At 69.8% G+C, this 25204-nt stretch carries 40 protein-coding genes and 1 tRNA gene; 33 read left to right on the forward strand and 8 right to left on the reverse strand.

Translation table 11 applies throughout. The annotated features are described in order from the left end of the window. Positions 1-56: 56 nt before the first annotated feature. Positions 57-968, forward strand: a complete 912-nt coding sequence (locus tag ACFWJ8_RS00290; protein ID WP_378807635.1) for a cation diffusion facilitator family transporter — start codon at positions 57-59, stop codon at positions 966-968. A 15-nt stretch (positions 969-983) separates the two neighbouring features. Here ACFWJ8_RS00290 and ACFWJ8_RS00295 read toward each other — a convergent pair whose 3' ends face one another. Further along, a complete protein-coding gene (locus ACFWJ8_RS00295; RefSeq protein WP_378807637.1) occupies positions 984-3488 on the reverse strand; it encodes an ATP-dependent DNA ligase in 2505 nt (834 codons plus the stop codon). Between the two features lie 72 nt (positions 3489-3560). Here ACFWJ8_RS00295 and ACFWJ8_RS00300 point away from each other — a divergent pair, with 72 nt between their 5' ends. Next, a complete protein-coding gene (locus ACFWJ8_RS00300) occupies positions 3561-4472 on the forward strand; it encodes a Ku protein (RefSeq protein ID WP_378807640.1) in 912 nt (303 codons plus the stop codon). Positions 4473-4485: 13 nt separating this feature from the next. Here the strand turns inward: ACFWJ8_RS00300 and ACFWJ8_RS00305 are convergent, their stop codons facing one another. The 3 genes from ACFWJ8_RS00305 to ACFWJ8_RS00315 form a co-directional block, all read right to left on the reverse strand. After that, positions 4486-5220, reverse strand: a complete 735-nt coding sequence (locus ACFWJ8_RS00305; RefSeq protein ID WP_378808637.1) for a DedA family protein — start codon at positions 5218-5220, stop codon at positions 4486-4488. Positions 5221-5307: 87 nt separating this feature from the next. After that, a tRNA-Leu gene (locus ACFWJ8_RS00310) sits at positions 5308-5389 on the reverse strand. An 82-nt stretch (positions 5390-5471) separates the two neighbouring features. Further along, positions 5472-5711 carry a PLD nuclease N-terminal domain-containing protein gene (locus tag ACFWJ8_RS00315; RefSeq protein ID WP_378807641.1) on the reverse strand — a complete coding sequence of 80 codons (240 nt, stop codon included), beginning with the start codon at positions 5709-5711 and terminating at the stop codon, positions 5472-5474. A gap of 78 nt (positions 5712-5789) precedes the next feature. Here ACFWJ8_RS00315 and ACFWJ8_RS00320 point away from each other — a divergent pair, with 78 nt between their 5' ends. Continuing rightward, positions 5790-6254 carry a hypothetical protein gene (locus tag ACFWJ8_RS00320; protein WP_378807643.1) on the forward strand — a complete coding sequence of 155 codons (465 nt, stop codon included), beginning with the start codon at positions 5790-5792 and terminating at the stop codon, positions 6252-6254. Here the strand turns inward: ACFWJ8_RS00320 and ACFWJ8_RS00325 are convergent. From ACFWJ8_RS00325 to ACFWJ8_RS00335, 3 genes are all read right to left on the reverse strand, one after another. After that, positions 6251-7756 (reverse strand): recombinase family protein, encoded by a 1506-nt coding sequence (locus tag ACFWJ8_RS00325; RefSeq protein ID WP_378807645.1) that lies wholly within the window; start codon positions 7754-7756, stop codon positions 6251-6253. The two genes, ACFWJ8_RS00320 and ACFWJ8_RS00325, sit on opposite strands and share 4 nt — an antisense overlap. Positions 7757-7856: 100 nt before the next feature. Then, on the reverse strand, positions 7857-8300 hold the full coding sequence (locus ACFWJ8_RS00330) for an ImmA/IrrE family metallo-endopeptidase (protein ID WP_378807646.1): 444 nt from the start codon (positions 8298-8300) through the stop codon (positions 7857-7859). Positions 8301-8321: 21 nt separating this feature from the next. Continuing rightward, positions 8322-8807, reverse strand: a complete 486-nt coding sequence (locus ACFWJ8_RS00335; RefSeq protein ID WP_378807648.1) for a hypothetical protein — start codon at positions 8805-8807, stop codon at positions 8322-8324. Between the two features lie 88 nt (positions 8808-8895). Between ACFWJ8_RS00335 and ACFWJ8_RS00340 the strand changes: the two genes are divergently transcribed. The 27 genes from ACFWJ8_RS00340 to ACFWJ8_RS00470 all read left to right on the forward strand — a co-directional run bounded on the left by ACFWJ8_RS00340 (position 8896) and on the right by ACFWJ8_RS00470 (position 23186). After that, a complete protein-coding gene (locus tag ACFWJ8_RS00340; RefSeq protein WP_378807650.1) occupies positions 8896-9168 on the forward strand; it encodes a helix-turn-helix domain-containing protein in 273 nt (90 codons plus the stop codon). Beyond that, a complete protein-coding gene (locus ACFWJ8_RS00345; protein ID WP_378807652.1) occupies positions 9165-9308 on the forward strand; it encodes a hypothetical protein in 144 nt (47 codons plus the stop codon). Before ACFWJ8_RS00340 ends, ACFWJ8_RS00345 begins: the two co-directional genes overlap by 4 nt. After that, a complete protein-coding gene (locus ACFWJ8_RS00350; protein WP_378807654.1) occupies positions 9305-9616 on the forward strand; it encodes a hypothetical protein in 312 nt (103 codons plus the stop codon). The genes ACFWJ8_RS00345 and ACFWJ8_RS00350 overlap by 4 nt, the downstream gene beginning before the upstream one ends. Next, positions 9613-10206, forward strand: coding sequence for a hypothetical protein (locus ACFWJ8_RS00355; protein ID WP_378807656.1), 594 nt, complete (start codon positions 9613-9615; stop codon positions 10204-10206). The genes ACFWJ8_RS00350 and ACFWJ8_RS00355 overlap by 4 nt, the downstream gene beginning before the upstream one ends. Positions 10207-10228: 22 nt before the next feature. Further along, complete coding sequence (locus tag ACFWJ8_RS00360) at positions 10229-10531, forward strand: hypothetical protein (RefSeq protein WP_378807659.1); 303 nt, start codon at positions 10229-10231, stop codon at positions 10529-10531. Next, positions 10531-10860: a hypothetical protein gene (locus tag ACFWJ8_RS00365; protein ID WP_378807660.1), complete on the forward strand. Its 330-nt coding sequence runs from the start codon at positions 10531-10533 to the stop codon at positions 10858-10860. Before ACFWJ8_RS00360 ends, ACFWJ8_RS00365 begins: the two co-directional genes overlap by 1 nt. After that, positions 10857-11732 carry a PD-(D/E)XK nuclease-like domain-containing protein gene (locus ACFWJ8_RS00370; RefSeq protein WP_378807661.1) on the forward strand — a complete coding sequence of 292 codons (876 nt, stop codon included), beginning with the start codon at positions 10857-10859 and terminating at the stop codon, positions 11730-11732. Before ACFWJ8_RS00365 ends, ACFWJ8_RS00370 begins: the two co-directional genes overlap by 4 nt. Further along, a complete protein-coding gene (locus ACFWJ8_RS00375) occupies positions 11732-12799 on the forward strand; it encodes a hypothetical protein (protein ID WP_378807663.1) in 1068 nt (355 codons plus the stop codon). The genes ACFWJ8_RS00370 and ACFWJ8_RS00375 overlap by 1 nt, the downstream gene beginning before the upstream one ends. Beyond that, positions 12796-12993 (forward strand): hypothetical protein, encoded by a 198-nt coding sequence (locus ACFWJ8_RS00380; protein WP_378807664.1) that lies wholly within the window; start codon positions 12796-12798, stop codon positions 12991-12993. The genes ACFWJ8_RS00375 and ACFWJ8_RS00380 overlap by 4 nt, the downstream gene beginning before the upstream one ends. Then, complete coding sequence (locus ACFWJ8_RS00385) at positions 12990-13439, forward strand: hypothetical protein (RefSeq protein ID WP_378807665.1); 450 nt, start codon at positions 12990-12992, stop codon at positions 13437-13439. Before ACFWJ8_RS00380 ends, ACFWJ8_RS00385 begins: the two co-directional genes overlap by 4 nt. Next, complete coding sequence (locus tag ACFWJ8_RS00390; RefSeq protein WP_378807667.1) at positions 13436-13873, forward strand: HNH endonuclease; 438 nt, start codon at positions 13436-13438, stop codon at positions 13871-13873. The genes ACFWJ8_RS00385 and ACFWJ8_RS00390 overlap by 4 nt, the downstream gene beginning before the upstream one ends. Then, positions 13870-14637 (forward strand): helix-turn-helix domain-containing protein, encoded by a 768-nt coding sequence (locus ACFWJ8_RS00395; RefSeq protein WP_378807670.1) that lies wholly within the window; start codon positions 13870-13872, stop codon positions 14635-14637. The genes ACFWJ8_RS00390 and ACFWJ8_RS00395 overlap by 4 nt, the downstream gene beginning before the upstream one ends. Continuing rightward, positions 14634-14981, forward strand: a complete 348-nt coding sequence (locus ACFWJ8_RS00400; protein WP_378807671.1) for a hypothetical protein — start codon at positions 14634-14636, stop codon at positions 14979-14981. The genes ACFWJ8_RS00395 and ACFWJ8_RS00400 overlap by 4 nt, the downstream gene beginning before the upstream one ends. Next, a complete protein-coding gene (locus ACFWJ8_RS00405) occupies positions 14978-15193 on the forward strand; it encodes a hypothetical protein (protein WP_378807673.1) in 216 nt (71 codons plus the stop codon). The genes ACFWJ8_RS00400 and ACFWJ8_RS00405 overlap by 4 nt, the downstream gene beginning before the upstream one ends. Further along, positions 15190-16470 (forward strand): DnaB-like helicase N-terminal domain-containing protein, encoded by a 1281-nt coding sequence (locus ACFWJ8_RS00410; RefSeq protein WP_378807674.1) that lies wholly within the window; start codon positions 15190-15192, stop codon positions 16468-16470. The genes ACFWJ8_RS00405 and ACFWJ8_RS00410 overlap by 4 nt, the downstream gene beginning before the upstream one ends. Positions 16471-16483: 13 nt before the next feature. Further along, complete coding sequence (locus ACFWJ8_RS00415; protein ID WP_378807676.1) at positions 16484-16726, forward strand: hypothetical protein; 243 nt, start codon at positions 16484-16486, stop codon at positions 16724-16726. Then, a complete protein-coding gene (locus ACFWJ8_RS00420) occupies positions 16719-17162 on the forward strand; it encodes a hypothetical protein (RefSeq protein WP_378807678.1) in 444 nt (147 codons plus the stop codon). The genes ACFWJ8_RS00415 and ACFWJ8_RS00420 overlap by 8 nt, the downstream gene beginning before the upstream one ends. Then, positions 17159-17533, forward strand: a complete 375-nt coding sequence (locus ACFWJ8_RS00425) for a hypothetical protein (protein WP_378807680.1) — start codon at positions 17159-17161, stop codon at positions 17531-17533. Before ACFWJ8_RS00420 ends, ACFWJ8_RS00425 begins: the two co-directional genes overlap by 4 nt. Continuing rightward, the gene (locus ACFWJ8_RS00430) at positions 17530-18183 is read left to right on the forward strand and encodes a hypothetical protein (RefSeq protein WP_378807682.1); all 654 of its coding nucleotides are present in this window, start codon (positions 17530-17532) and stop codon (positions 18181-18183) included. Before ACFWJ8_RS00425 ends, ACFWJ8_RS00430 begins: the two co-directional genes overlap by 4 nt. Then, a complete protein-coding gene (locus tag ACFWJ8_RS00435; protein ID WP_378807683.1) occupies positions 18180-18617 on the forward strand; it encodes a hypothetical protein in 438 nt (145 codons plus the stop codon). Before ACFWJ8_RS00430 ends, ACFWJ8_RS00435 begins: the two co-directional genes overlap by 4 nt. Further along, positions 18614-19180 (forward strand): hypothetical protein, encoded by a 567-nt coding sequence (locus ACFWJ8_RS00440; RefSeq protein WP_378807685.1) that lies wholly within the window; start codon positions 18614-18616, stop codon positions 19178-19180. The genes ACFWJ8_RS00435 and ACFWJ8_RS00440 overlap by 4 nt, the downstream gene beginning before the upstream one ends. Further along, entirely contained in the window at positions 19177-20442 is a 1266-nt protein-coding gene (locus tag ACFWJ8_RS00445; protein ID WP_378807688.1) for a DNA-methyltransferase, read from the forward strand. The genes ACFWJ8_RS00440 and ACFWJ8_RS00445 overlap by 4 nt, the downstream gene beginning before the upstream one ends. Further along, on the forward strand, positions 20442-21056 hold the full coding sequence (locus tag ACFWJ8_RS00450; protein WP_378807690.1) for a hypothetical protein: 615 nt from the start codon (positions 20442-20444) through the stop codon (positions 21054-21056). Before ACFWJ8_RS00445 ends, ACFWJ8_RS00450 begins: the two co-directional genes overlap by 1 nt. Next, positions 21053-21295 carry a hypothetical protein gene (locus tag ACFWJ8_RS00455; protein ID WP_378807691.1) on the forward strand — a complete coding sequence of 81 codons (243 nt, stop codon included), beginning with the start codon at positions 21053-21055 and terminating at the stop codon, positions 21293-21295. Before ACFWJ8_RS00450 ends, ACFWJ8_RS00455 begins: the two co-directional genes overlap by 4 nt. A 181-nt stretch (positions 21296-21476) precedes the next feature. Continuing rightward, positions 21477-22319, forward strand: coding sequence for a hypothetical protein (locus tag ACFWJ8_RS00460; protein ID WP_378807692.1), 843 nt, complete (start codon positions 21477-21479; stop codon positions 22317-22319). Next, complete coding sequence (locus ACFWJ8_RS00465; RefSeq protein ID WP_378807694.1) at positions 22316-22555, forward strand: hypothetical protein; 240 nt, start codon at positions 22316-22318, stop codon at positions 22553-22555. The genes ACFWJ8_RS00460 and ACFWJ8_RS00465 overlap by 4 nt, the downstream gene beginning before the upstream one ends. A gap of 37 nt (positions 22556-22592) precedes the next feature. After that, positions 22593-23186, forward strand: coding sequence for a hypothetical protein (locus tag ACFWJ8_RS00470; RefSeq protein WP_378807695.1), 594 nt, complete (start codon positions 22593-22595; stop codon positions 23184-23186). Between the two features lie 233 nt (positions 23187-23419). Here ACFWJ8_RS00470 and ACFWJ8_RS00475 read toward each other — a convergent pair whose 3' ends face one another. Beyond that, complete coding sequence (locus ACFWJ8_RS00475) at positions 23420-23809, reverse strand: hypothetical protein (protein WP_378807698.1); 390 nt, start codon at positions 23807-23809, stop codon at positions 23420-23422. A 263-nt stretch (positions 23810-24072) separates the two neighbouring features. Here ACFWJ8_RS00475 and ACFWJ8_RS00480 point away from each other — a divergent pair, with 263 nt between their 5' ends. The 3 genes from ACFWJ8_RS00480 to ACFWJ8_RS00490 are packed head-to-tail and all read left to right on the forward strand — an operon-like array spanning position 24073 to position 25124. Further along, positions 24073-24399, forward strand: coding sequence for a hypothetical protein (locus tag ACFWJ8_RS00480; protein ID WP_378807699.1), 327 nt, complete (start codon positions 24073-24075; stop codon positions 24397-24399). Between the two features lie 27 nt (positions 24400-24426). Next, positions 24427-24963, forward strand: coding sequence for a hypothetical protein (locus ACFWJ8_RS00485; protein WP_378807700.1), 537 nt, complete (start codon positions 24427-24429; stop codon positions 24961-24963). After that, on the forward strand, positions 24960-25124 hold the full coding sequence (locus tag ACFWJ8_RS00490; protein ID WP_378807701.1) for a hypothetical protein: 165 nt from the start codon (positions 24960-24962) through the stop codon (positions 25122-25124). The genes ACFWJ8_RS00485 and ACFWJ8_RS00490 overlap by 4 nt, the downstream gene beginning before the upstream one ends. The last annotated feature ends 80 nt before the right edge of the window (positions 25125-25204 follow it).

Raw genomic sequence — 25204 nt, forward strand, 5'->3', positions numbered from 1 at the left:
TTCCCGACTAGCGAGGACAGCGCTTCCCGCTGCCGGCCCGGGCTTAGCCTGGGCACATGCACGATCACGCGCCCACCGGGATCCGAGGCTCCGGCAATCGCCGGCTGCTCGCGATCTCGCTCGCGATCACCTCCACCGTCATGGTGGTGCAGGTGGTCGGCGCCGCGCTGTCGGGGTCGCTCGCGCTGCTCGCGGACGCCGCCCACATGTTCACCGACGCGGCGGCGCTCGTGGTCGCACTGATCGCGAGCACGGTCGCCGCGCGGCCCGCCAACGACCGCCGCACGTTCGGGTATCAGCGCGCCGAGGTCTTCGGTGCGCTCGTCAACGGCATCATCCTCATCCTGCTGTCGGCGTGGGTGGCGTTCGAAGGCGTCACGCGCCTGCTCCACCCCGCCGACGCCGAGGTGCAGGGCGGCCTCATGCTGGTGGTCGCGATCGTGGGCCTGGTCGCGAACGGCGTCGCGATGTGGCTGCTGAGCTCGGCGCAGCGGCACAGCATCAACGTCCGCGGGGCCTACATCGAGGTGCTGGGCGACCTGATCGGCTCCGCCGCCGTCATCGTCGCGGCGATCGTCGTCGTCACCACCGGCTGGAACCAGGCCGACGCCATCGCGTCGCTGTTCATCGCCGCCATGATCGTCCCGCGGGCGTTCAGCCTGCTGCGCGAGGTCGTCTCGGTGTTCGCCGAGTCGGCACCCAAGGGCACCCACGTGCAGGACATCCGTGCGCACATCCTTCGCACTCCGGGCGTCGTCGACGTCCACGACGTGCACGTGTGGCAGCTGACTCGCGGCGCGCCGGTGTTCACCGCCCACGTCGTGGTCGACGAGGACGCGCTCGCCGACGGACGGGCCGCCGGCATCCTGAGCGGCCTGCAGAACTGCCTGTCGGAGCACTTCGACGTCGAGCACTCCACGTTCCAGCTCGAACCGGCGGGGCACGTCGAGCACGACGCGCACGCGTGACCCCCTTCGGTCGAGTCAGGACCCGGGCGGCTCGGGCCGCACCTCCCGCGGAGATTTGTCGGGCCGCAGGCCCCGCCAGCGCGCCTGGCGCAGGATGCCACCCGGTGTGAACTCCGCGAACTCGACCTCTCCGACGACCTCGGGCCGTACCCACAGCGCGTCGCGCGCGTCGAGGTCGGGCACGCCCTCGAACGGGTTCTCGTCGCTCCGCAGCGGCCGGAGCACACTCTCGAGCGTGGCGAGGGTCGCGTCCGAGAACCCCGACCCCACGCGCCCCGCGTACCGGATGCCGCCGGTCGCGGCATCCGGGATCCCGACGAGCAGTGAGCCGATCGCACCCGAGCGCCCGCCCTTTCCGGGGCGGATCGCGCCGATCACGACCTCCTGCGTGCGGGTCAGCTTGAGCTTCAGCCAGTCCTCCGACCGCAGCCCACGGCGGTAGGCCGAGGCGGGGTTCTTCACGACGATGCCCTCGAGCCCGAACCGCCGCGAGGCGGCCAGTGCGTCGTCGACGTCGTCGAACACCGGCGGCACGACGATCGCGGGGATCGCGTGGCCGCCGAGCTCCTCCAGCAGTCCCCGGCGCTCCTGCAGGGGGAGGGATGCCGCATCCGCCGCGCCCCGCGCCAGCACGTCGAAGAGGTAGTAGTGGACGGGGGTGCGGGGCGCTTCGCGCTCGATCTCGCGGGGCTTGGAGAGGTTCATGCGGCTCTGCAGCCGGGGGAAGCTGGGGCGTCCGGCGGCGTCGAGGGCGACGATCTCGCCGTCGACGACGGCCGGCTCGGGGCCGAGTCCCGCAGCGACACGGGTGAGCTCGGGGTACTTGGCGGTGATGTCGTTGCCGCTGCGGGCGCGCAGCCGCAGGCGCTGTCCGTCCCAGACGCCGATGGCCCGGATGCCGTCCCACTTCATCTCGACCCACGCTTCGCCGTAGCCGCTCGCCTCGGCCCACTCGCGGGCGGCGGAGCGGGCGAGGCCGACGGTCGTCGAGGTGGCGAGCATCGGACGCAGCTGGGAGGGGGCGGGCATCGGCGCAGGCTCGGTCGGCGCCCTGTCCGTCCGTGCCGCGTCGCCGCGCGGGACATCGGCCTGCTCGGACGCGACGACCACAGGGCCGTCGTGCTGGGGCCGGCCACCGGCATCCGTCTTCATCCGATGCAGCAGCCACTGCGACTTCTCGCCCTGCCCCGACGTGCGGATGAGCGCAAGCCGTACGCGGCCGAGCGGGCCGCCGGGGCGCCCCTCGGCGGTGAAGATGACCTCGTCGTCGCGCCACTTCTCCAGCTCGTAGCGGCCGTCGTCCCAGATCGTCATGCTGCCCGCGCCGTACTCGCCGCGCGGGATCGTGCCCTCGAACGTCGCGTACTCCATGGGGTGGTCCTCGGTGCGCACGGCGAGGCTGTTGCGCGAGGTGGTGGGAGGGATGCCGCGCGGCACCGCCCAGCTGGCCAGGACGCCGTCGCGCTCCAGGCGCAGGTCCCAGTGCAGGGCGGTCGCGTGATGCTCCTGGATCACGAAGCGTGGCAGTTCTCCCGACGCGGATGCCGCGCCCAGCGCGTTCGACGGCACCGGCTCGGGGGTGCGCGACGCGCTGCGCTTCGCGATGTAGGCCGCCAGCGGGCCGTCGGCGGCCTCGCGCCCGCCGGCGTGGAACCCGAGCGCGGCCATCGGGTCGCCGATCGCCGCCGCGCGCTCCAGCACCTCGTCGAACAGCAGGTGCCGCAGCCCTGGGTCGTCGAGCTCGTCCCACGTGCGCGGCGCGGCGACCGTCGGATGCGCGCGACCGCGCAGCGAGTAGGGGGCGATGGTCGTCTTGGCGCCGTTGTTCTGGCTCCAGTCGATGAACACGCGCCCGCCGCGGGCGGCCTTCGCCATCTCGCTGACCACCAGGTCGGGGTGGTCGGCCTCGAGCGACCGGGCCAGCTCCTTCGCCACCGCTGACGCCTGCTCGGTGGAGTGACCCGGCGGCAGCGCCGCGTAGAGGTGGATGCCCTTGCTGCCGCTGGTCACCGGGTACGGCTCGAGCCCCGTCGCCACGAGGATCTCGCGCGCCCAGCCGGCGACGGCGGCGCACTCGGTCAGGCCCACGCCGGGGCCGGGATCGAGGTCCAGCACCAGGCGGTCGGCGTCGCCGCGATCGCCGTCAGGAGTGAACCGCCACTGCGGGACGTGCAGCTCCAGGCTCGCCACCTGGGCGAGGTAGACGAGCGTCGGCACATCGCCGATGAGCGGATAGTCCTTGGTGCCCGTGGAGTGGGGGATCGGCATCCGCCTCACCCACGACGGCGCGCCGCGCTCGAGGTCCTTCGCGAAGAACTCGGGATGGTCGACGCCTTCCGGCCAGCGCTTGCGGGTGACCGGACGCCCGACGACGTGCGGGATGAGGAGCGGCGCGATGCGCGAGTAGTAGTCGATCACCTCGCCCTTGGTGGTGCCCGTCTCGGGATACAGCACCTTGTCGAGGTTCGTCAGGCGCAGGCGGCGGCCGTCGATGCGCACCAGCTGCTCGTCGCCCGCCATGGGGCCAGGCTACTGGCGCCGCGTCGCGCAAGGGGGTGGCTCGCTGTCGGCGGCCTGGTGTTCACTGGTGGGGTGAGAGCGATCTGGAAGGGTGCCCTGACGTTCGGCCTCGTGAACGTCCCGGTCAAGGTCTACGCCGCGACCGAGGACCACGACGTCTCGCTGCATCAGGTGCACAACAAGGACGGCGGCCGCATCCGCTATCAGCGCAAGTGCGAGGTGTGCGGCGAGATCGTCGCGTTCCAAGACATCGACAAGGCGTACGACGACGGCGAGCGCACGGTCGTGCTGACCAAGGACGACATCGACTCGCTGCCCGCCGAGCGCAGCCGCGAGATCGATGTCGTCGAGTTCGTTCCGAGCGAGCAGATCGACCCGCTCATGCTCGACCGCTCGTACTACCTCGAACCCGACTCGATGTCGCCCAAGGCGTACGTGCTGCTGCGCAGGACGCTGGAGCAGACCGACCGCACCGCGATCGTGCGGTTCTCGCTGCGGCAGAAGACCCGGCTGGCGGCGCTGCGCGTGCGCGACGACGTGCTCGTGCTGCAGACGCTGCTGTGGGCCGACGAGGTGCGCGAAGCCGCGTTCCCGGCCCTCGACGAGCCGGTGCGCATCTCGGCGAAGGAGCTCGAGCTGTCGGCATCCCTCGTCGAGAGCTTCGCGGGCGACTTCGATCCCGAGGCGTTCACCGACGAGTACCAGGACGAATTGCGCACCCTCATCGAGGCGAAGCTCGAGAAGGGCGACGCGCTCGACACGTCCGAGACGTTCGGCGAGCAGGAAGAAGAAGAGACCGGCGGCGAGGTCATCGACCTCATGGCCGCGCTGCGCGCCAGCGTCGAGAAGTCGCGCGCGGCCCGCGAGGGCGGCGCCGCGAAGGCGGGGAAGACGAAGGATGCCCCGGCCCCCGCGAAGAGCGAGGCCGAGGCATCCGCCGACAAGCCGGCTGCGAAGAAGGGCGCCAAGAAGAAGGCCTCCTGACGCCCGCGGTGGATCAGGCCTTGGGGGCCTCGCCGTGCTCGGGGCCGCGCTCGAACACCTCGGGGTCGAGGACGAGCGCCTCGGCTTCGGCGTGGTCGGTGACGACATCCATGCCGGCAGCGGCCTCCTTGCGGGCCTTGCTGCGCTCGCGCAGGTAGTGCCACAGCGTGACGACCGCGGTGCCGCCGACCGCGGCGAGCAGGATCAGGTCGATGTAGTTCTCGACGAACGTGGCCACGGGCGGGATGAACCCGATCAGGTAGCCGAACATCGTGAGGCCGAAGCCCCACAGCACCGCGCCGATGAAGTTGTACAGCGTGTACATCCACTTGTTCATGTGGCCGACGCCGGCGGCGACGGGCGCGAACGTGCGGACGATGGGCACGAAGCGGGCCAGGATGACGGTGACGCCGCCGAAGCGCTCGAAGAACGCGTTGGTGCGTTCGACGTTCTTGACGCTGAACAGGCCCGATTCCTTGCGCTCGAAGATCGCAGGTCCACCCTTGTGGCCGATGTAGTACCCGACTTCGCCGCCGATGAACGCCGCGACGCCGATGAGCAGCGCCACCCACCACACGCTGAGTCCGAACACGCCGTGGGGCGCCTGCGGGGAGGGGTGCGAGAGCAGTCCCGAGATCACGAGGAGCGTGTCGCCCGGCAGCAGGAACCCGATGAGCAGGCCGGTCTCGGCGAAGACGATGAAGCAGACGACCAGCAGGGCCCAGGGTCCTGCGGCCGAGATGATCATCTCGGGATCCAGCCAGGGGATCAGGGCGGTAGGAACAGCGTGCACGGTTTATCCCGTCGTTGTCGGCGGAGGGCGCGAGAGTTCGCGTGCGGAAGGTGGGACTTGAACCCACACGCCCGAAGGCACAGGAACCTAAATCCTGCGTGTCTGCCGATTTCACCACTCCCGCGAGTGGGTTTCAGTCTACTGAGGCGCCTGACGATCGGCTGTGGGGCTGACCCCCGGAACGGCTGCGAGCCGACGCTGTGCCGTCAGCGGCGGATGCCGAACAGGAAGTAGCTCGCGGGCCCGATCCAGTTGACGAGGATCGCCGGAATCCACGCGGCCTTCGGTCCCCGGACCTCGTCGGCGTCGCGGTGCGCGAGATCCCAGAACGCGAGGAACGCGAAGGCCACCTGCACGATCCCGGCGAGCCCCAGCCCTGCCTGCACCCGGGGGGAGAGGTCCTTCTTCGCCTGCGTCATCATCGTCCCTTCGTCGGTGGGTTCCATCCTGCTCCACCCCGCCGGCGCGCGCACGTCTGTGGATAACTTTCCGGCCGCATCTGCGTTTCTTGCGAGGATGCTCCGGTGACCTCCCCGACCACCCCCGTTGCGACCCTGGTCGCGGAACGGGTGCGGGAGCGGCTGCGCGCCGAGCGCTCGGACCCGACGCGCGACCCCGAGTTCGCCGCCCAGGTGGCGCGGCACGAGGTGCGTCGCCACAACGACTACGCCCTCGCCCGCGGGCTCGCGACCGTCGACGACGAAGCCGCCTGCGTGCGCGACGTGCTGGCCGTCGTCGCCGGGTACGGGCCGTTGCAGGCGTTCCTCGACGACCCGACGGTCGAGGAGCTGTGGATCAACGCGCCCGACCGCATCTTCGTCGCGCGCGGCGGTGTCGCGAAGCTCACGCCGCTGACCCTCACCGACACGGCGGTGCGCGACCTCGTCGAACGGATGCTGCAGTCCAGCGGCCGGCGCGTCGATCTGAGCCAGCCGTTCGTGGATGCCTCGCTGCCGGACGGCTCCCGGCTGCACGGTGTTGTGCGCTAGCCGACAGGAGCCCACGTGGGTGTGATGACGACACGCTCGCGCCACACACCGATGCCCTGACGCGCAGGCTTCACGATGTCCACCCGGCGCACGACGGTGCGGAGTAGCCGGCGCCGCTCGTCGGCAGTCGCGTCCTCCCACCGCTGGTCCAGTTCGATAAGGATCTTCGTCGGGTCGACCTCGACGCGCTGGCGCGGTGTCGCGGCCCGCCGCCGCTGCTCATAGGTTTCGAGGTCGGCGTCGAGCTGTGTGGTCGCGGCGTCGTACGCGGCGTCGGACATCTTCTGCGCAGACCAGCGGACGGCGAGGCGCCCGAGCTGCTGCTTGATGTCGGCGATCTTCTTGTCGAGGGTTTGCACGTTGTCGAGGCGCACGACGGTGCGCGCCCGGTGTGCGGCGGCGACGGCCGCGAGCTTGTCGACGTCGGTCGCGAGTTCGCCGACCCATTCGCGGACGCGTTGTTCGACGAGCGCTCGCGTCATGTACATGCCCTTCACGTCGCGCTGCTGCGCGGCGCGTGAGCACTTGTAGTCCTTGAGTCCCTGGTTGCCGACGTGCATCGGTGCGCCGCAGTCGCCGCAGAAGATCAGGCCTGTCAGCATGTACTTCCCCGCGATGACGCGGGAGGGTTCGGGGGCCTGAAGGCGACGGTCGCGGTACTCGGTCCACTCGGCCTCGGTGATGACGGCGGGGTGCGCGCCGGGGTGGTAGGTGGCGGTCGCGATGCGCCAGTCGCGCTTGCCGCCCTTGCCGACCTTCCTGTGGATGAGCAGCCCGGCGCCGAACCCGGCATCCAGCATGTGAGTGAGGACGACGCGCGACCACGGCCGGTCGCTTCGGGTGAGGTGCCCGGAGCGGTTCAGCCAGGCGACGATCTTTGTGTACCCGTCGCCGGCGAGGTAGCGCCGGTACATCTGCGCGAGAAGCTGCGCCTCTTCGGGATGGGGCAGGTACGTGCCGTCGGGCTGCTTGACGTATCCGTAGCGGGGTCCGCCTTCGGCGGTGAGGCCGGCGCGGCGGCGGCGCATGTGGGTGTCCTTCCACGACTCCGACATCAGGTCGGCGTAGTAGGCGTTGAACTCGCCCGTCATGCCGCGGAACAGCTTCCCTGATGCAGTGGCCGCTTCGACAGGCTCGGTCACCGCAATCAGCTCGCCGTCCGTGCTGTCGACGCGGTCGAGAGCAATCGCCCACTTGAGCCGGTTGCGTGCGGTGCGAGAGAACTTCCACACGAGGATCAGGTCGACCTCGCCTGACTCGACACGGTCGATCGCGTCGTCCAGCTTCGGCCACCACAGTGAGTCCTCGCGCGATCCGGAGTACTTCCGCTCGTCGACACCCTCGATCCACCCCACGATGTCGACTTCGTGGGCATCTGCGTACGACTGGATGGTGTGCCGCTGGATGTCGGGAGACGTGCCGCCGTCCTTCTCCATCGACACACGGATGAGGCCGAGCGCGCGCCGCCGCGGCCGCACGATACGGATCGGGGCGGGGCTCATTGCTCAGCGCCCCGTATGCGGATCGGATGGGAAGCGTCAGGCGACGAGCCAGCGGCGACGAGTTCGCGCGTCAGCGAGTCGCACACCGCGGGGGAACAGCTCATGCGCCGACCTCCGCCCGGTAGACCCACTGGCCGAGGCCCATCTTCGGCCGCACGTACGTGATCCCGCGCACGCGCTGCAGGCAATGAGCTTCGAACGCGTACACGACGTCGACCGTCACGTCGAGCTCCTCAGCGAGGTAGTGCTGATCGGGGTTCACCCGCTCGTGGCGTGCGTACTCCTCGGGATCGATCAGCAGTCGTGCGGCGTAGATGTCGGCCTGGCGCTCGGCGACCGCATTGTCGGCGCACTGGTAGCGGTGACCGTGGAACGCATGCCCCAGCTCGTGGGCGAGCACGGACCGCTGCTCCGCCGGAGTCAGCCTGAGGTCGAAGTAGACCTCCCGCTCGTCGGCGTAGTACTCCCCGAGCACCCCCTGCTCGAGCCGTGCGCTGTGGACGGTCACTCCCAGCTTCGCCGCGTGGCGCAGAAGTCTCCTCATAGTTCCCCCGATCCGGAACGGCTAGTCGGCGTGCTCAGCGCTGTCGGCCTTCCGCGTGCCGTTCTTGGCCGCATCGGCCTGCCGTGCCGGTGGCTGCTTCATGGTCGGCTCATCCTCCGATGAGGCACCGACACCGAAGGGCGCGTGGATGACCTCGCCCGCCCGCTCGACCGCCTCACTGATCGGCGCATCGAACAGGGGCGACAGCTCGACGACACCAAGTCGCCGGCCGATCTCCAACACCACCTGCTCGTCCGACGCAGCCCGCAGCGCGGTGTCGATGTCGCCGACTCCGGCATCACTGGGCGCGAGGTGACCAGTCGCGATGAGGTCGGCCAACACCGGCCGCTCGTACGCGCGCGCGATGTCTCGGACCGACTCGAATGTGAGCTGGTCGAGGTTGATCTGCCTGCTCAGCGTGGCCTGATGCACGCGCGCACGGCGTGCGACTTCGCGCAATGAGTCGGCTCCTCGGACTTCGTCAATCCACTTCATGGCGAGGTTCATGTCTCAAGCATGAGGCATCGGCGATGCATCTGCAAGACAAATGTTTCACAGGCTTGACACAGTGAATCATGTATCAGACGATCGACTCATGACTCATTCACTTGATGCGGCAACGAGCCAGCCGACGATTCGGATCCGTCCGAACCTGCTCGAGCGGCTCAAGGACAACGCCGGCATCCGCACCGACGACGCGTTCGCTCGCACCATCGGCATCAGCCGCGCGACGCTCGATCGACTCCGCACGGGCGGCGAGCCGAACCTGCGCACGGTCATCCAGATCGCGCAGACATTCGGCCTCGGCCTCGGTGAGGTCGTCGTCTCCGAGGAGGCCCCGGTCGAGCACGTCGCGGTGGCGTCATGACGACCTCGGCACCCGTGCAGGTCACGCGCGAAGAGGCGCTCATGGCCGCTGCTGAGGTGCTCGTCGACATCGCCGTCCGCGTCGAGACCGAGAAGGCGCTCGCAGCGGCCGCGGCAGAGTCGACGGAGCGTGCCGCGTGAACCGCGCGCTCGCCGAGGCTCGCCGCTGGTTGGTCGGTGGCGCGATCGTCGCTGGCCTCGTAGTCGGGGTCCCAGCCCTGGTCGCGTTCGCCGAGTGGGTGCGGACGCTGACGGCACCGGACCTCGTGATGCTCGCCTACTGGATCGTCATGGTGGCGCTGATCGTGATCGCGGTCGCCTACGCGCTGTGGTTCTCGGGGCTCAGCCACCGGCCCGCTGCCCGCGAGTCGCTCGACTGCATGGACGGGAAGCACCTCGCCTGCGACGGGTGCGAGGGCTGCGCGTGCCACCGAGGCGGCGTCCGATGATCGTCGCAGCGTTCGATACGTCGCTGACGTGCTCGGGATGCGCGACGGTCGAGTTCGGTGACGCGCTCGCGGGTGACGGCGTGAGCTGGCAGACGTGGCGGGCGAAGGCGCCCGTCCCCGCCGACACCTCGCCGGCGGCCGAGCGTCGCCGCATCCGGATCATGCTGCGCGAGATCCTCGCGCTCGTCCCGTTCTCCGTCGACCTGTCGGTGGTCGAGGGGCCGGCACCGCAGGCGAAGTTCTCGGGGAAGGCCGACGAGCGGTCGGGGCTGCGGTGGATGCTCATCGATCAGCTCTGCGCCCGCGGCCCGGTCGTGATGGTCGACCCGCAGACGCGCGCGGTTCTGGCGTGGGGCAAGGGGATGCCGCGCCGACGCAAAGGGCAGTCGTCCGCGGCGGCGAAGGCGCCGGTGCTGGACGCGGTGCGGGCGCTGGTGCCCGGGGCGCACGTGCCCGATCACAACGTGGCGGACGCGGTCGCGCTCGCCGTCGCCGGGGCACACCGCCTCGGCATGCCGGTCGAGTACTCGGCCGCGCAGCTCAAGGCGCACACGAAGGTCGCGTGGCCGCAGGAGACAGCGGCCGCGTAGGCCGCTGGAAGGGATGAGAGACATGGCAGTGATGTTCTCGGGCCAGCGGCCCGGCGAGGAGCTGAACGGGCTCGAGCGTCTGCACGACGCGTTCATGGAGGCGGACGCTGACGACGTGGTCGTGGTGGCGCTGGTGCGTCGCTCGAAGCGGACGATCAATGACGAGAAGGGCGAGGCGTACCCGACGGTGCGGTTCGCGCGGGTCGAGCCTGTCACCGACAACGACCATGCGGCAGCGCTGGCGATGCTCGACCGGGCGTACAAGGCGCGCACCGGCAACGAGGCACTCGAGCTGCCTGGGTTCGACGACGAGCAGGTCGACTGATGGCCCGGGCAATCGAGCTGATCGCGGCTGAGCGCGATCGTCAGGTGTCCGAAGAGGGCTACTCGCCGGAGGGCGACCGAGGTCGGGGTGCGCAGCTTGCGTATGCGAGCACCGCCTACGCCGTCGAGTCGGCCGTCGTCATCGAGGAGCTACAGGCCGGACGTGCGATCGGGCAGGACGGGCTGGCGCTCGTTCCGCAGTGGTGGCCGTGGGCACCCGAGCACTGGAAGCCGACCGGCGACCCCGTCCGCGACCTCACCAAAGCTGGCGCGCTCATCGCGGCTGCGATCGACACGCTGCTCGCCGACAACGACGAGGTGCGGTCGTGAGCGGGTGGCCGCCGGAGGACGGCGCGACGCTCGTCGAGGCGATGCCCGAGGAGGAGTACCACGCTCACCCCGCGCTGTCGGCGTCGGGCATGAAGCAGCTCCTGCGCTCGCCGCTGCACTACCAGCAGTCGCGCGCAGTGCGGGTCGAGAAGCCGGCGTTCGACGTCGGGCACGCAGCGCACTCGCTCGTGCTCGGTGTCGGCAAGGAGCCGGTCGAGATCCCCGAGAACCTGCTCACGACCCGCGCTGACGGTGTCGTGGTGATCGCGTCGGCGAAGGCGAAGGAGTGGCGCGACAACGCGTACGCCGAGGGGAAGGTGCCGCTCAAGCCGAAGACGTACGCCGAGGTGATCGGGATGCGCGACGCGATCCTCGCGAACCCGAAGGCCCGTGCGCTGCTCGAACTGCCGCGCATGACCGAGGTGTCGCTGTTCGCGCTCGACCCGGAGACGGGCGTGCCGCTGCGTGGCCGCCTCGACATCCTGGCCGGTGCGAAGTGCGGCGACGTCAAGACGACGTCGGACGTGCGGACATTCAAGCTCCGCTCGGTCATCTACGAGTACGGGTACGACGTGCAGGGCGAGGTGTACCGGCTGCTCACGCAGCTCGTGCTCGGGGTCGACCCGGAGCCGGTCGAGCTGATCTTCGTGGAGAAGGCGGCGCCGTACGAGGTGCGGGTGGTGCGTCTCGGCGAGGGGTGGCAGGTCGGTGGGTATGCGCGGATGCGCACGGCGATCGACATCTTCCAGTCGTGCATCGAGTTCGACGTGTGGCCCGGTGACGACTACGAGGACGGCCCGGTCGAGGAGATCGAGCCGCCCGCGTACTACCTCTCCGACGTGGATCGGCTGACCGGGGCGGGGGTGCTCTGATGGTGCTGCAGACCAGGAAGCCGACGGGGCTGCCGTCGTGGCCGGTGGTGCTGCTCGGCGGCCGTGAGAAGGCGGGCAAGACGTGGACGGCTTTGCACGGGTCGACGTCGCCGCTCGTCGGCCGGACGCTGTACATCGGCATCGGTGAGGACGACCCGGACGAGTACTCCGCCATCCCGGGCGCCGACTTCGACATCGTGCTCCACGACGGCACCTACGCGGGCATCCGTGGCGCCGTTGAGGACGCGGTCGCGGAGCCTCGCGTTGACGGGAAGCCGACGCTGATCGTGCTCGACTCGGCGACGCGGGCGTGGAACCTGATCGTCGACAACGCGCAGGCAGTCGCGAACCGGAAGGCGAAGGGCCGTCAGGACCCGCTCACGGGCGACTACTCGGTGACGCCGGATCTGTGGAACGCCGCGGCGGCGCAGTGGGCGGGGATCATCAACCCGCTGCTGCGCCACCAGGGCCCCGTCGTGGTGACGGCGCGCATCGACAACGTCATGGTGATGCGGAACGGGCAGCCGACGCAGGAGAAGGAGTGGAAGATCCAGGGTCACAAGACCCTGCCCTTCGACGCCTCTGCCGTGGTCGAGATGCACGAGCGCGGGCACTTCCTGCTGACCGGTGTGCGCTCGGCGCGCATCGCCCTGCCGGAGCCGCGTGCGATCCCGGAGTTCTCGCTGCCGTGGTTCTGGGAGCTGCTCGGCCTGGCGGCCGGCGCGGTCGGTGAGCGCAGCCACTCGGCGATCGTCGGCGACTCGGGCCTGGAGGATGCCGTCGCGGCGATCCAGGGTGCGCGCACCATGGCGGAGCTGCAGAAGGTGTGGGGCGACGTCGTGAAGGCTGGGCTCGGCAAGGAGCCGGAGCTGATCGAGGCGAAGGACATCCGCAAGCACGAGCTGTCGGCAACGCCTCCCGCTGACGCGACGACCGCCGACGAGGCACCCGTCGCCCCCGACGTCGCGCCCGACGCGGCACCGGAGACCACGGAGCCGGAGAACACGTCTCCGGCCGAGGGATGGCCGACAGCGGACGTGCCCGCCGACGAGGTGGTGCCGGCATGAGCCCGACCCTGACGCGGTGCCGCGCTGACGCCGTGCGCGTGGGCGACGAGGTGGAGCTCGGCGGCGAGATGGTCACGGTCACGAACAACGTGCTCGGCGCGAACCTGCAGCGATACGTGATGACGGAGTCGAAGGACGGGACGATCGTCGTCGTCGAGCGCGACCCCGCCGAGCCGATGAGCGTGTGGCGATGAGCGCGCCGGAGCTGCCGGAGAAGATCCAGTCGGCGGCCGACGTCGACGCGTGGGCGGACTACGTGCGTGAGCGCGTGACGCCTGTGCTCGACGGCGGCTTCGTGCGGGATCCCGACTGGGTGATCTACGAGCTGGAGAAGGTGTCGGGCGCGGCCGCTGTGATGGTCGTCGTCGTGCGCGATGCCGACAAGGTGCGTCGGGCGACGGCGCGCACGCTGGCGAAGGCGAAGGCGCGTGAGGCTACGCGTCTCGCTGACGCGAGGGTGCCCCAGGTCGAACGGTCGGCCCGGGTCATCGCGGCGACCGAGGACGAGGCGGACGCCGATGCGATCGCCCGTGCCTCGTACGACTATGCGAAGGCCGTCGCCGGGCTCGTCGACGACCGCATGTCGGCCGTGCAGACGATCGGCAAGCAGGTGCTCGCCACGTACTCGGGCGGCGCGTGATGGTCGCGCCGTCGCCGAAGGTCCGCTCGCTGGTGCTGCTCCGTGACGGGCAGGCGTGCGTCTCATGTGGGGCGCGCACCTCACCGCTCGAGATGCAGCACCGGCAGCGGGTGGGCGCGGGTGGGTCGAAGGTGCGGCCCGACGCGCACGAGCTGGCGACGGCGTGCGCGCTCTGCAATATGCGGTTCGAGTCGGACTTGCAGCGGCAGGCGCTCGCCGCCGGCTGGAAGGTCCGGTCCTGGGTTCCCGACCCGGGGCAGGTGCCGATGTTCAACAAGCCCCGCAGTGCGTGGGGACTGCTCACCCCGGAGGGCGGGGTGGCGCTGCTGTCGCCCGCAGCGGCGGTGGCTCAGATGCGTGAGGTCTACGGGCCGGAGTGGGACCGGTGGGCGGATGCCCTGCCGGTTGGAATGCAAGGGAGGACGACGCGATGAGCGTCAAGGTATCGAGCTGGGTCTGGCACGGCGAGGAGTGCGCCGACCTGGCGGGCAACGAGCTGGTGCTCATGCTCGCGCTCGCCGATGTGGCCGGCGACGAGGGTCGCTGCAGGTTCCTCGATGACGAGTCGGACCTGTCGTACGCGTCGCTGGCCGAGAAGGTGCGCGTCGACCGTCGCACGATCATCCGGCTGGTCGCGAAACTTCGCGCCCGCGGGCTGCTGTCGCAGGTGGCAGGTCAGAACGGGCGACCGAACGAGTTCACGGTGATGGTGCCGTGGGCGCGGCAGACCGGTGACAAGTTGTCACCGGTGTCTGCGGGGCAACCGGTGACAGCCGTGCACGAACCGGTGACAACGGACGCACGAACCGGTGACACCAGTGGCGTGAGCACATCTCTTATACGTACAGACGTAAGAGACGTAGTTAACGCTCAGGGCTTCGACGCCTTCTGGTCGATCTGGCCGAGGAAGGACTCGCGCAAGACCGCCGAGGCTGCCTGGAGTCGCGCTGTCCGCCGTACCGAGCCGGGCGTGATTCTCGCCGCCGCTCGCGCGTACGTCGACTCGCCCCACCGTCCCGAGAAGCAGTTCGTCCCGTACGGGGCGACATGGCTCAACGGCGACCGCTGGAACGACCCGCTCCCCGAGGGGCCGGGCGTGCGCTGCACCGGACCGAACGACCGCATGCGCGCCGGGCTCGACATGGGCGCGCGCCTGCAAGCCGAGTACGACGCACGACAGAACGGGATCCCCGCGTGAACATCCAGCAGACGAGCGAGCTGCTCGCCCGCGTCCAGGTCATCGACAACCGGCGCGTCGAGGAGGCGACGATCCTCGCGTGGCACGAGCTGCTCGACGACGTCGACCTGCCTACTGCGGTCGAGGCGGTGCGGCTCCACTTCCGTGAGTCGACGGCCTACCTCACCCCGGCGCACGTGCGACAGAACGTCGACCGCATCCGCCGCGCCGACGACGACCCGACCGACGAGTGGGGCAACCACCTGCCCGTCGACGAGCCCGCGCTCGCCGCCCATGCCCGCCTCTCCGCAGCGGGCGTGCTCGCGATCGAGCCGCTGCCCGAGGGATGGGGGCGGGACCGATGAGCGTCGTCGCGAAGCTCCAGACGAAGTGCCCCGAGTGCCACGGCACGATCGACCTCGGCGACTTCATCGAGCAGCGTCCCGTCGACGGCGACCAGCGGTGGGTGCACGCCCACTGCCCGCCCGGACGCCTCGACATCGTCCGCCCGGTGTGTCCCGGCTGCTGGACCGAGAAGGCGGTCGACGGGTCGTGCCTGTGCGGTGATGCCGCGTGAGCGAGTACGACGACATCCCGCCCGAGGACCCTTACGAGTCGGGCCCGGCGAAGGTCGACGAGCAGCTCGTGACCGAGCAGTCGGTCCTCGGCGGCATGATGCTCTCGCCGACGTCGTGCACCGACGTGCTCGGCACGCTCCGTGGCATCGACTTCAGCGTGCCGCGCCACGAGGTGATCTTCGACGCGATCCGCACCTTGCACGCCGCCGGCGACCCGACTGACGTCATCGCCGTGACGGACGAGCTGATCAAGACGGGGCAGCTGCAGCAGGCCGGGGGAGTCGAGTACCTCCACACGCTGACGTCGATCGTCCCGACCGCGGCGAACGCCGGGTACTACGCGTCGATCGTGTCGGACCGGGCGAGCGTCCGCACCCTCGCGACCATCGGCGCCCGACTGCAGGCCGGGATCACCGACCCCGGCGTGACGATCGCACGAGCGCTCGACGACCTCCGCGACCTCCGCGACGGCGCCCGCTCGACGACAGGCGTCCGCGCCCGCACCCTGCGCGAGGTCCTCGACGTCGCGCCCGAGGAGGACGTCTACGACTGGGCCGTTCCCGGCCTGCTGGAGAAGCGGGACCGGCTCGTCCTCACCGGCACCGAGGGCGGCGGCAAGTCCACCTTCCTTCGGCAGATCGCGGTGCTCTCCGCCGCGGGCATCCACCCGTTCCGGTTCTCACCCATCGACCCCGTCAAGGTGCTCGTCGTCGACGCGGAGAACAGCGAGCGGCAGTGGCGGCGCGCGGTGCGCGACATGGCGCAGAACGCGGCGATGCTCGGCCACGCTGACCCGCTGGAGAACGTGGCCATCCACTGCCTGACGAAGCAGATCGACATCACCCGCCCGCAGGACGTCGGGATGGTGCACCGGCTGATCGACGAGAACACGCCGGACCTGCTGCTCATCGGCCCGCTGTACAAGCTCGTCCCCAGGTCGATCAAGGACGACGACGACGCGGCCCCCGTGATCGCGGCGCTCGACTCCCTCCGCGACCGCGACGTCGCGATGCTCATCGAAGCGCACGCCGGCCACGCGCAGTCCCACCGTGGCGAGCGAGACCTCCGGCCCCGCGGCTCGTCAGCGCTGCTCGGCTGGCCCGAGTTCGGCCTCGGCATCTCCCGCGACCGCGAGATGGTCCACGGCTCGTACCCGTACTCCGTCGTCCGCTGGCGCGGCGACCGCGACGCCCGCGCCTGGCCCGACCGCCTCTTCCGCCGCGACCGCAACCGGCCGCACCAAACCTGGCCGTGGGCTCCCGCGGTCACCATCTGAAAGGACACCCACCATGGCTGCCACCAGCAAGCCGAAGGCCCCTCGCATCGCCGATGTGCTCGGCGAGCTCGTCGCCGAGCTGCGCCTCGCGAACCGGCTCCGCGCCCTGTCCCTCGGGACGTCCGCGCTCGAACATGACGCGGGTCCCCGCTCGACGACGGACGCCGCGCGCGCCCGCCTCGATCGCCGCAACGCCCTGCGCGCGGACGTGCGCCAGGCGCTCGGCCTCGACGACGAGGAGGCCGACCGTGGCTGACGACGTGCAGATCCAGGTCTTCGGAGGACGGCTCGCCCGCGAGTTCGGGTCGTTCCTCGCACACGACCCCTACGACCCCGAGGCGTTCTGGACCGGCGCAGCTCGCGCCCTGATCTCGGACGGGTACGGGCCTGCGGCCGAGCGGCTTACGGCCGGGCGCACCAACCACCTCGGATGGGCTGCCGAGTTCGTCAACGCCGCCCTCGACGCGTTCGATCCGAACGAACCGGGCACCCGCGACGAGGCGACCGTCGCCGAGCACCTCGCGCTCGCGCAGGTGCACGCGACCCTCGCGCTCGTCGAGCAGAAGCGCATCGAGAACCTCATCGCGCTGGCCGGCTGGGTCGCCGACGCCGACAAGGAGAGCGTCGGCATCGCACTCGACGAGCTGCGTGTCGGGGTCGCGGGCGAGATCTGGGAAGGACTCGGACTGTGAGCGTCATCGAGCGGGACACGATCACGACCCTTGCGACCGTCGACATCTCCGACGGATACGGCGTCGAGCTGAGGCAGTGCCGGAAGCGCGTCGACTACACCCCTGAGGAGGCCGCCGCGCTTGCACGCGAGCTGCTGCAGGTCGCCGCGGAGGCGAAGGCCGCACAGGAGGAGGACAAGGCCGCGGCACGTGCGCTGTCCGGCGGTGTGCGCCCCGTACACGGCTTCGACGCCGCCCCGGTGTGCCGCGAGTGTCAGGAGGGCAAACACGGCGCCTGTACCGGCATCGCGCTCGTCGACGCCGACGACGTCGAGGAGCACCCCTGCGGCTGCTCCCGCGCCGACCACGAGCTGATCGGGGGCGCAGCGTGAGCGACTGGCCCGAGACGATGAAGATCGGCCCTATCCGCGAGTGGCCGGGTGATCTCACTGCCCATCGCGAGCAGTCACGATTCCGGGTGTCAGGCTCCGGATACACGACGAGGGCGACGCCACTGAGCACGACGCTCGGACAGCTGGATATCGAACTGCGCGCGCTCCGCGCGCAGAACGCGGAGCTACTCATTGCCGTCGCATCGAGCGACTTCCGTCTCGACGGGCGACCGCGCGCTACCGCCAAGGCCGCACATCCCGGTGTGATTCTGAGCTTCGACTCCGACCATGGGCACCTCTCGTACCCGTGCGACACGTTCACGACTTGGCAGGACAATCTCCGCGCCGTCGCGCTCGCACTGGAGGCGCTGCGGAAGGTCGACCGCTACGGCGTCACCAAGCGCGGCGAGCAGTACCGAGGCTTCCTCGCGATCGAAGCCACAGCGGCGCCCGCCGGGTTCGCGACCGCCGACGCCGCGCTGATGTGGCTGACCAATGAGTTCGGCGACAGCATCCGCGGCTGGGACACGGCGCAGATCCTGCGGTTCGCGAAGCGGCGCAGCCACCCCGACATCGCCGGCGGCGACGCCGACCGGTTCCACCGTGTCTCGCTCGCCGAGACGAAGCTCCGAGAGGCAGGCCTCCTGTGAACGACATCTACTGCTCGACGCCGCCGTGGCCGACGACCTGCCTCGACAGCCTCGCCCGCATCCTCGAAACCGGGGACCGCGACCTGCTGCGCGCGTGGATCGGGAACCACGTCGACGACGAGGAGACCGCCTGGCTCGCGTACGTCGTCGCGGTCGCCGCGCTCGCCTCGGAGCTGCAGGCCCGCGCCGGCCGTGTCGCGGCAGCCCTGTTCGGTGAACCGGTGACCTTCGCCCCGGCGAACGAGCCCAACGCGACGGAGTCCGTGCGCGACGTGGAGCAGGTCGTCGCGATGCTGCTCAACAACGACATGGCGGGCATCGTCGGCCACGTCGCCGGCATCCGCGACCGAGGCGCGTTCGATGAGTTCTGCGACAGCCTCGCCGACCTCGCGACCGCGGTCCTGCGGCTCGAAGCATCGGGGGCCCACCCGTGATCCCCGTGCTGACCGTCCGGAACCCGTGGGCGTGGGCGCTCATCCACGCCGGGAAGACCGTCGAGAACCGCACCCGCTCGCTCGGCGCGTATCGCGGCCCCGTGCTCATCCACGCAGGTAAGACGTACGACGACGCCGGATCGGTCGACAGCCGCCCGATGCTCGACGCCATGAACGCCTGGCTCGACCAGCACGGGCACGCGCCGCTCGGGGATGCCCCCTGGGACGTCCGCGGCGCGATCGTAGGTGTCGTCGATCTGGTCGAGACGCATCACGCCGACTGGTGCTGGGATGGCCCCCGCGTGCACTGCTCGCCGTGGGGCGAGTCAGACGTCCACCACCTCGTCATGGCGAACCCGCGGCAACTCGACGAGCCCATCCCGTGGAAGGGCGCCCTCGGCCTCCGCAAGACCCGGTTCGACATCGCCGGCCATTGGCTCGTCGAGGCCACAGACCTGTGCACCTGCGGCCCTGGTCCGCTGAGCCCGCACCACGAGCCCGGCTGCGGACTGGAGCCTGTCGCTCTGCTGAGCAGCACCACCGAGAGGGCCGTGCGCGCATGACGCCCCACTACGAGGACGCCGGCCTACGCCTTTGGCACGGGTCGAACAAGGACATCCTGCCGGCGTTCGCGGACGCGTCGTTCGACTCGATCATCACCGACCCGCCGTACGAGCTCGGCTTCATGGGCAAGGGCTGGGACTCGTCGGGCATCGCTTTCGACGTCGAAGTCTGGCGTGAGTGCCTGCGGGTTCTGAAGCCTGGTGGCCACCTGCTCGCCTTCGGCGGGACGCGCACGTGGCACCGCATCGCCGCCGCGATCGAGGACGCCGGGTTCGAGATCCGCGACTCGATCGCCTGGCTCTACGGGTCGGGGTTCCCTAAGTCGATGAACGTCGGAGTCGCTATCGACAAGATGCTCGGGAACGAGCGCGGTGACGTGTTCGCCGACCGTCAGCCGGTGACCAGCAATGAGGTGTACGGCAAGTGTCTGGGCGTCAGCAAGATCGCGAGCGTGCCCGGATCGGCTGAGTCGGCCATGTGGGAGGGATGGGGGACCGCGCTCAAGCCCGCGTTCGAACCGATCATCGTCGCGCGCAAACCGCTCAACGGAACGGTGGCGGCGAACGTGCTCGCGTACGGCACAGGCGCACTGAATGTAGATGCCACGCGCGTCCCGACAGACGACTCGCTCGGTGGCGGGAGCCAGACTCGCGGCCGGACGATGAACGGCGGGTGGGATCGCCCGTGGATGCACGACGCCGAAGCCGTGGAGGCATCCGCCGCACGGGCTCGCGCCCAGGTGGAGAAGGCTGAGTCGCTCGGGCGGTTCCCCGCGAACGTTCTGCTCGATGAGTCGCAGGCGGCCGCCCTGGACGAGCAGACAGGCATCCTGACCTCGGGTGCCAACCCCGCGGTGCGCGGGGGAGATACCGACAAGCGTGCCGTGTACGGCGGGTTCACGGGTGGCCGCAACGAGCAATCACGCCGCGGCACAGACTCGGGGGGCGGATCTCGGTTCTTCCCGGTGTTCCGGTACGAGGCGAAGGCTCCGTCGAGTGAGCGCCCCGAGGTCAACGGCACCGTGCACGCCACGGTGAAGCCGCTCGGGCTCATGCGCTGGCTCGTTCGCCTCATCACCCGCCCCGGAGGCCGAGTACTCGACGTGTTCGCCGGATCCGGCACGACCGGCGAGGCCGCACTGCTGGAGGGCATGGAGGTCGACCTGATCGAGCTCGAGGCCGCCCACCTGCCGCTGATCCTCCAGCGGGTGCGGAAGCCGCTGCAGCCGTCGATGTTCGGCGACTGGGACGGAGCCGCCTAATGCCTGAACTCACCGCGATCCCCGAGAACGCGATCGACCCGGACGCCGCGTACGAGCGGTGGGTGGCGTCATACCTCTGGCACGTCGACCAACTCCCGAACGTCGTCCAGGCGAGCGGAACTGTCGCCATGGCTCCTCGCATGATCCGCGCGCAGCAACTCCGCGAGAAGGTGTCTGGCGGCGGTTACGTCGACAACATGCTCGTCGTCGACGGCCCCGAGTCGCGCAACGCGGCCGCCGTCTGGCAGGCGCTCCGCGGCTACCTCACGGTCGCGGCATCTCGGCTCGGCGTCGAGGCTCCGCTGCTGCCCGGCGTACTGCCGGACGATGTCGAGCTCGCGCGCCTGTGGGCGTACTCGGCGAACGAATGGCTCGCCGCGGTGGTCTACGACATCCTCGACTGGCCCGACCTCACCGCCCGCCAGGACGAGCTGTTCCGCCTCATCCGCCGCGCGAGGACCCGCCTCGACGCCGGCACCGTCCGTCGCGCCCGGCCGGAACTCTGCGACACGTGCGGCGAGCACGCCGTGATCGTCGACTGGGTCGACGGCCCCGACGGGGGAGCGGCGCTCACGAAGGCGTGCCGGATGTGCGGAGAGACGTACGCCCAGTGACCGACGAACCGCCGCGCCAGCTCACGTATCGCGAAGCCGCGACCCGCGTCCGCCGCTCCGTCCGCACCATGTGGCGGTGGCGGAAGGGCGGCATGCCGATGGGATGGGCGATCCGTGAGGGGCAGCGGGTCCGCGTCGTCGACGAGCGCGTGCTGCTCGCCTGGTGGCGCGACCGACTGAAGAACGACCCGGTGCACCAGCTCCGGATGCGGAAGAGACGAGAAGGGATCCAGGGCTGATGTCGAAGGAGTACGGCAACTACGGCGCCGAGTCGACGCTGCCGAGCGCCGGAGTCGCTGCGTTCGAGCACCCGCTTGCGTGCAATCGCTGCGGCGGCGAGCGGACCTCGTCGGGCGGCCGCTGGGGGCTCTGTCGTGACTGCCGGGGCTCGATGTCGACCTTCGAGCAGAGGGCGTGGCGATGAAGCACACAGCGAAGGACATGATCGAGATGCTTCGCGCGCACTACATCGCCCCGAGCAAGCCCGCGGGCGGCTACTTCGTGCCGGAGCTGACTGCGCCGCACAGCAACCGCCGCGCCGACCTGATCTGGCTCCCGCTGACCAGCCAAGAGCGCGGCCGCATCATCGGCCACGAGGTGAAGGTCTCCCGAGCCGACATCATCCAGGAGCTCGCCGACCCGACGAAGGCCGACGCGTGGGCACGATACTGCTCGCAGTGGTGGCTCGTCGTCTCGGATCCCGACCTGCTGTTCGGACTCGCGGTGCCGGAACACTGGGGCATCATGGCGCCGCCGTCGGGTCGACTTCGCCGGAGCATGACCGTCGTCCGGCCGGCGCCCGAGCTGCGGCCAGAGGACCGCGCCGACGCGCTCGGGACGATCCTCGCGCGCATGTTCTTCGCGGGCGACGATGCCGACACTCGACTGTCCGAGGCCGAGCGGCGGGCCGAACGCGCCGAGACACGCGAGGAGAACTGGCGGGCGCAGCACCGCGAGATGCGCGACAAGCTCTCAGCCCTCGGCGAGCTGGGATACGAGCAGGACCTCGCGAGCGAGCTGATCCAAGCTCTCCGCACTGAGCGTGTCGGCGAACTACTCCGCTACGCCCGCCCCGACGCGAAGGTCATCGCCCAGGCCGCACTCAACCACGCCGCCGTCGACCAGCGCACCGCGCAGATGATCCAGCGCCTCGACCGCACCGTGAAGCAGATCGGCCAGATGCAGGACTTCTCGGACGTCATGGAGAAGCTGACCGGCATGCGCCGCCGCATCGAGGCCGACAGCGGGCGGCAGGAGTCATGAGCGACGGACCGATCGCGCACTGGTGGAAGTCGCACGCCCCGGTCCGCGTCTCCACACCCGACAACAAGCGTGTGTGCGCGTCCGGGCCCGTGAACGGGCGCGGCTATTGCGGCCGCTCGAAGGCGCCCATCGTGCAGGTCCCACAGGACGCCGCCAAGGTCACCTGCGCCGACTGCCTCGCGGCGGCGCGAGCGGACGCGGCGGAGGCGAGTCCGGGTGTCGTCGGCCCTGGCTAGCCTGGAAATCCAACTACCTGAAAGGACCTCGCACCAAATGACCGACCGCGACGAGTATGGCGAGCAACTGCACGCCGCCAAGCAGAAGACCATCGAGACCTGGACGGCGTTCCGCGCCGCGCAGATCGCAACCACAAAGACGACGCTGTCCGAGCAAGCGAAGCTGACCGTCATCAACCAGGAGGAGGTCTCCGCCGGGCTGGACCTCCCGCGGCTGCGAGCCGATGTCGATGCCATCATCGAATCCATCCAGGCTGATGTCGAGAGCGTGCTGGACCGGATCGACGACGTCGACATCATGCAGGGCCGTGACATTTCGGATCAGGTTTGGCACCGGGTTTACGCTCCGTTCGCTGAGATCCTCATCTCGAACGGCTATCGGGCCACCGACATCTCCCACCTGTGGCGCAGCGACGACCCCCGTCCGATGGAATGGCGCTACTACGAGAAGGTGCCGCGTACAGATCCCGCGGAGTACAGGCGCAGCTCGGAGTTCCGCTACCCGATGGCTTTCGCCGAGTACGCAGCCTGGCGCACCGCGACCGCCACGTTCGGGCAGCGCCTCCAGGAACTCCAGAAGCACGACCAGAACGTACGGCGCGAGTCGATCGCCGAAGCATGGGGAGACTGACCGCCCCGCGCGCGAACCTGCGTGTACGACGCGACACGCCGATCTGACGCGACATATTGACACCCGAGCGGTGTCAGACCCTAACTTGATTCTCGGACGCTCCTGGGGACACACACCCACGGAGCGTCCGGCGCTTGGTGGCAGCCAGATACGGCGAGAGCCGGTCCGCTGAACAGCCCTCCCTCTCATCCCGGGGTGTTGCTCGTGCAGACCGGCTCTCGCCGTTCACCGACTCATCGGACGAGCGTGACCGGGAACCCGGTCTGCACGTCCTGCCCGTGAACGCTGAGGTACGCCTGGATCGTCCCCACCTTCGGCAGACCGATGCTCGCGTCGCGGTAGAACACGACGAGCCCGCTCTCGATCGGAACCACACTCGAAGCGTCGTAGTTCGCGTTCGTGTTGCTCGACCACTCAAAGACGTGCGCGCTCGGCTCGTCGAAGAAGCCGACATCAAACCGCTTTCCACCGTTCCCATCGGGACCGTAGTAGTCGACCCCGTACTCGAAGTGATCGGCTCCGCCGGGCACCACATCGCCGAGGCCCCAGGTGATGATCACGGAGTTGTCGCGCTCCTCGACCAACACAGACGTGATGTAGCGGGGTTCCTGCCGGTAGCTCATGCGCAGACCGTATCGCCGTCCACCGACGGCAATCAATCGTCATCCCTCGGCCGGGAGTTGAGCCCATCCCGCGCGTTCCCCCGCGCGCCGCTCCTCCCGGCTGAGGGCACCATCCCGGGAGGCCACGGATGCCGAGACGTCACACCTGCCCCGGATGCGGGCAGCCCGTCCGAGGTCTACTCCGGTCCCTGCTGCACTGCGACCCCATCGAACCGATCGACGACCTCGACGACAACCCCGACATCATCCTCGGGAGCGACTGAGTGGCCGGCGGCAAGCGGACCAACACGCGACGGCAGCACCGGCAGCGTGAAGAGTTCCGCGCCGAGTGCGAGAACGAAGTCCAGCCCGACGGGTCAACCGGCCGCCCCTGCTGGATCTGCGGCCTCCCCATCGACTACGAGGCCGAGTGGGACGACTACGCGAACGACGACCGCTTCCAAGAGGACCACTTCTGGCCGGTGTCCACCCACCCGCACCTGCAAGAGGACCCCGACAACAAGCGCCCCAGCCACGCCGGCTGCAACCGCGAACGCGGCAACGGTGCCCCCGTCGTCGACCTCGGCATCCCGTCCCGCCAATGGGCGTAGATACACGCCAGGCCCTAGAGTGCCGCTGTGGACTGCGCTTCTACTCCGATCGCCTGCCAGCTCGACCGCATCGCCGACGCTATGACCGGGTTCGACTGGAACGGCTTCGCCACGACACTCATCGCGACCATCATCGGTGCGCTCGTCGCCGCCGGGATCGGCCTCGCCGTAGCGCGGATGGAGCGTCCGCAACCGTTCTTCACTGCAGAGGCGACGCCTGACGACTTCCATTGGCTACCCGAAGGAGGTAAGGCCACCATCTCCCTCACGGTCACCAACGTCGGCGATGGTCCGGCATACAACGTCCGCGTCCGTGGCGTCGGCGGCGCTGGCGCTGCATGGGAGGCACGAACCGCGAAGCTCGATCCGGGTGACAGCATCAGAGGCGCGATACTGGTCCCCGCGTCAGGCGACTACGATCTCGACGCGACCACGGTGCAGTACATCGACACGCGGGTGTTGGAATGGCCAGCCACGGCCGCTGCGCTCATCGAGTGGCAGCAACCTCCACAGCGACACCGCGTCCGCTCTCATCGCGTGCGCCTGGCGGATCCCACCCCATGAGCGCCGAGGACTACCACCCCGACGACCTCGGACAAGCCGAACGCGTCACCCGCTCCCGCCGCCACTCCGCCCTCACCGGCACCGGCCACGCCGACTACCTCGCCAACAGGACCGAACGCGACCTCCGACGCTTCGAGATGGGCGACGACACCGACGACTGACCCCGGGCACACGCTCCGCACCAGTCGCCACCGACCGCGCACACCGTCCGCCAGAAAATCCAGGCACAGCCCGGGGAGGC

Source organism: Microbacterium sp. NPDC058389 (assembly GCF_042722305.1).
GTDB lineage: Bacteria > Actinomycetota > Actinomycetes > Actinomycetales > Microbacteriaceae > Microbacterium.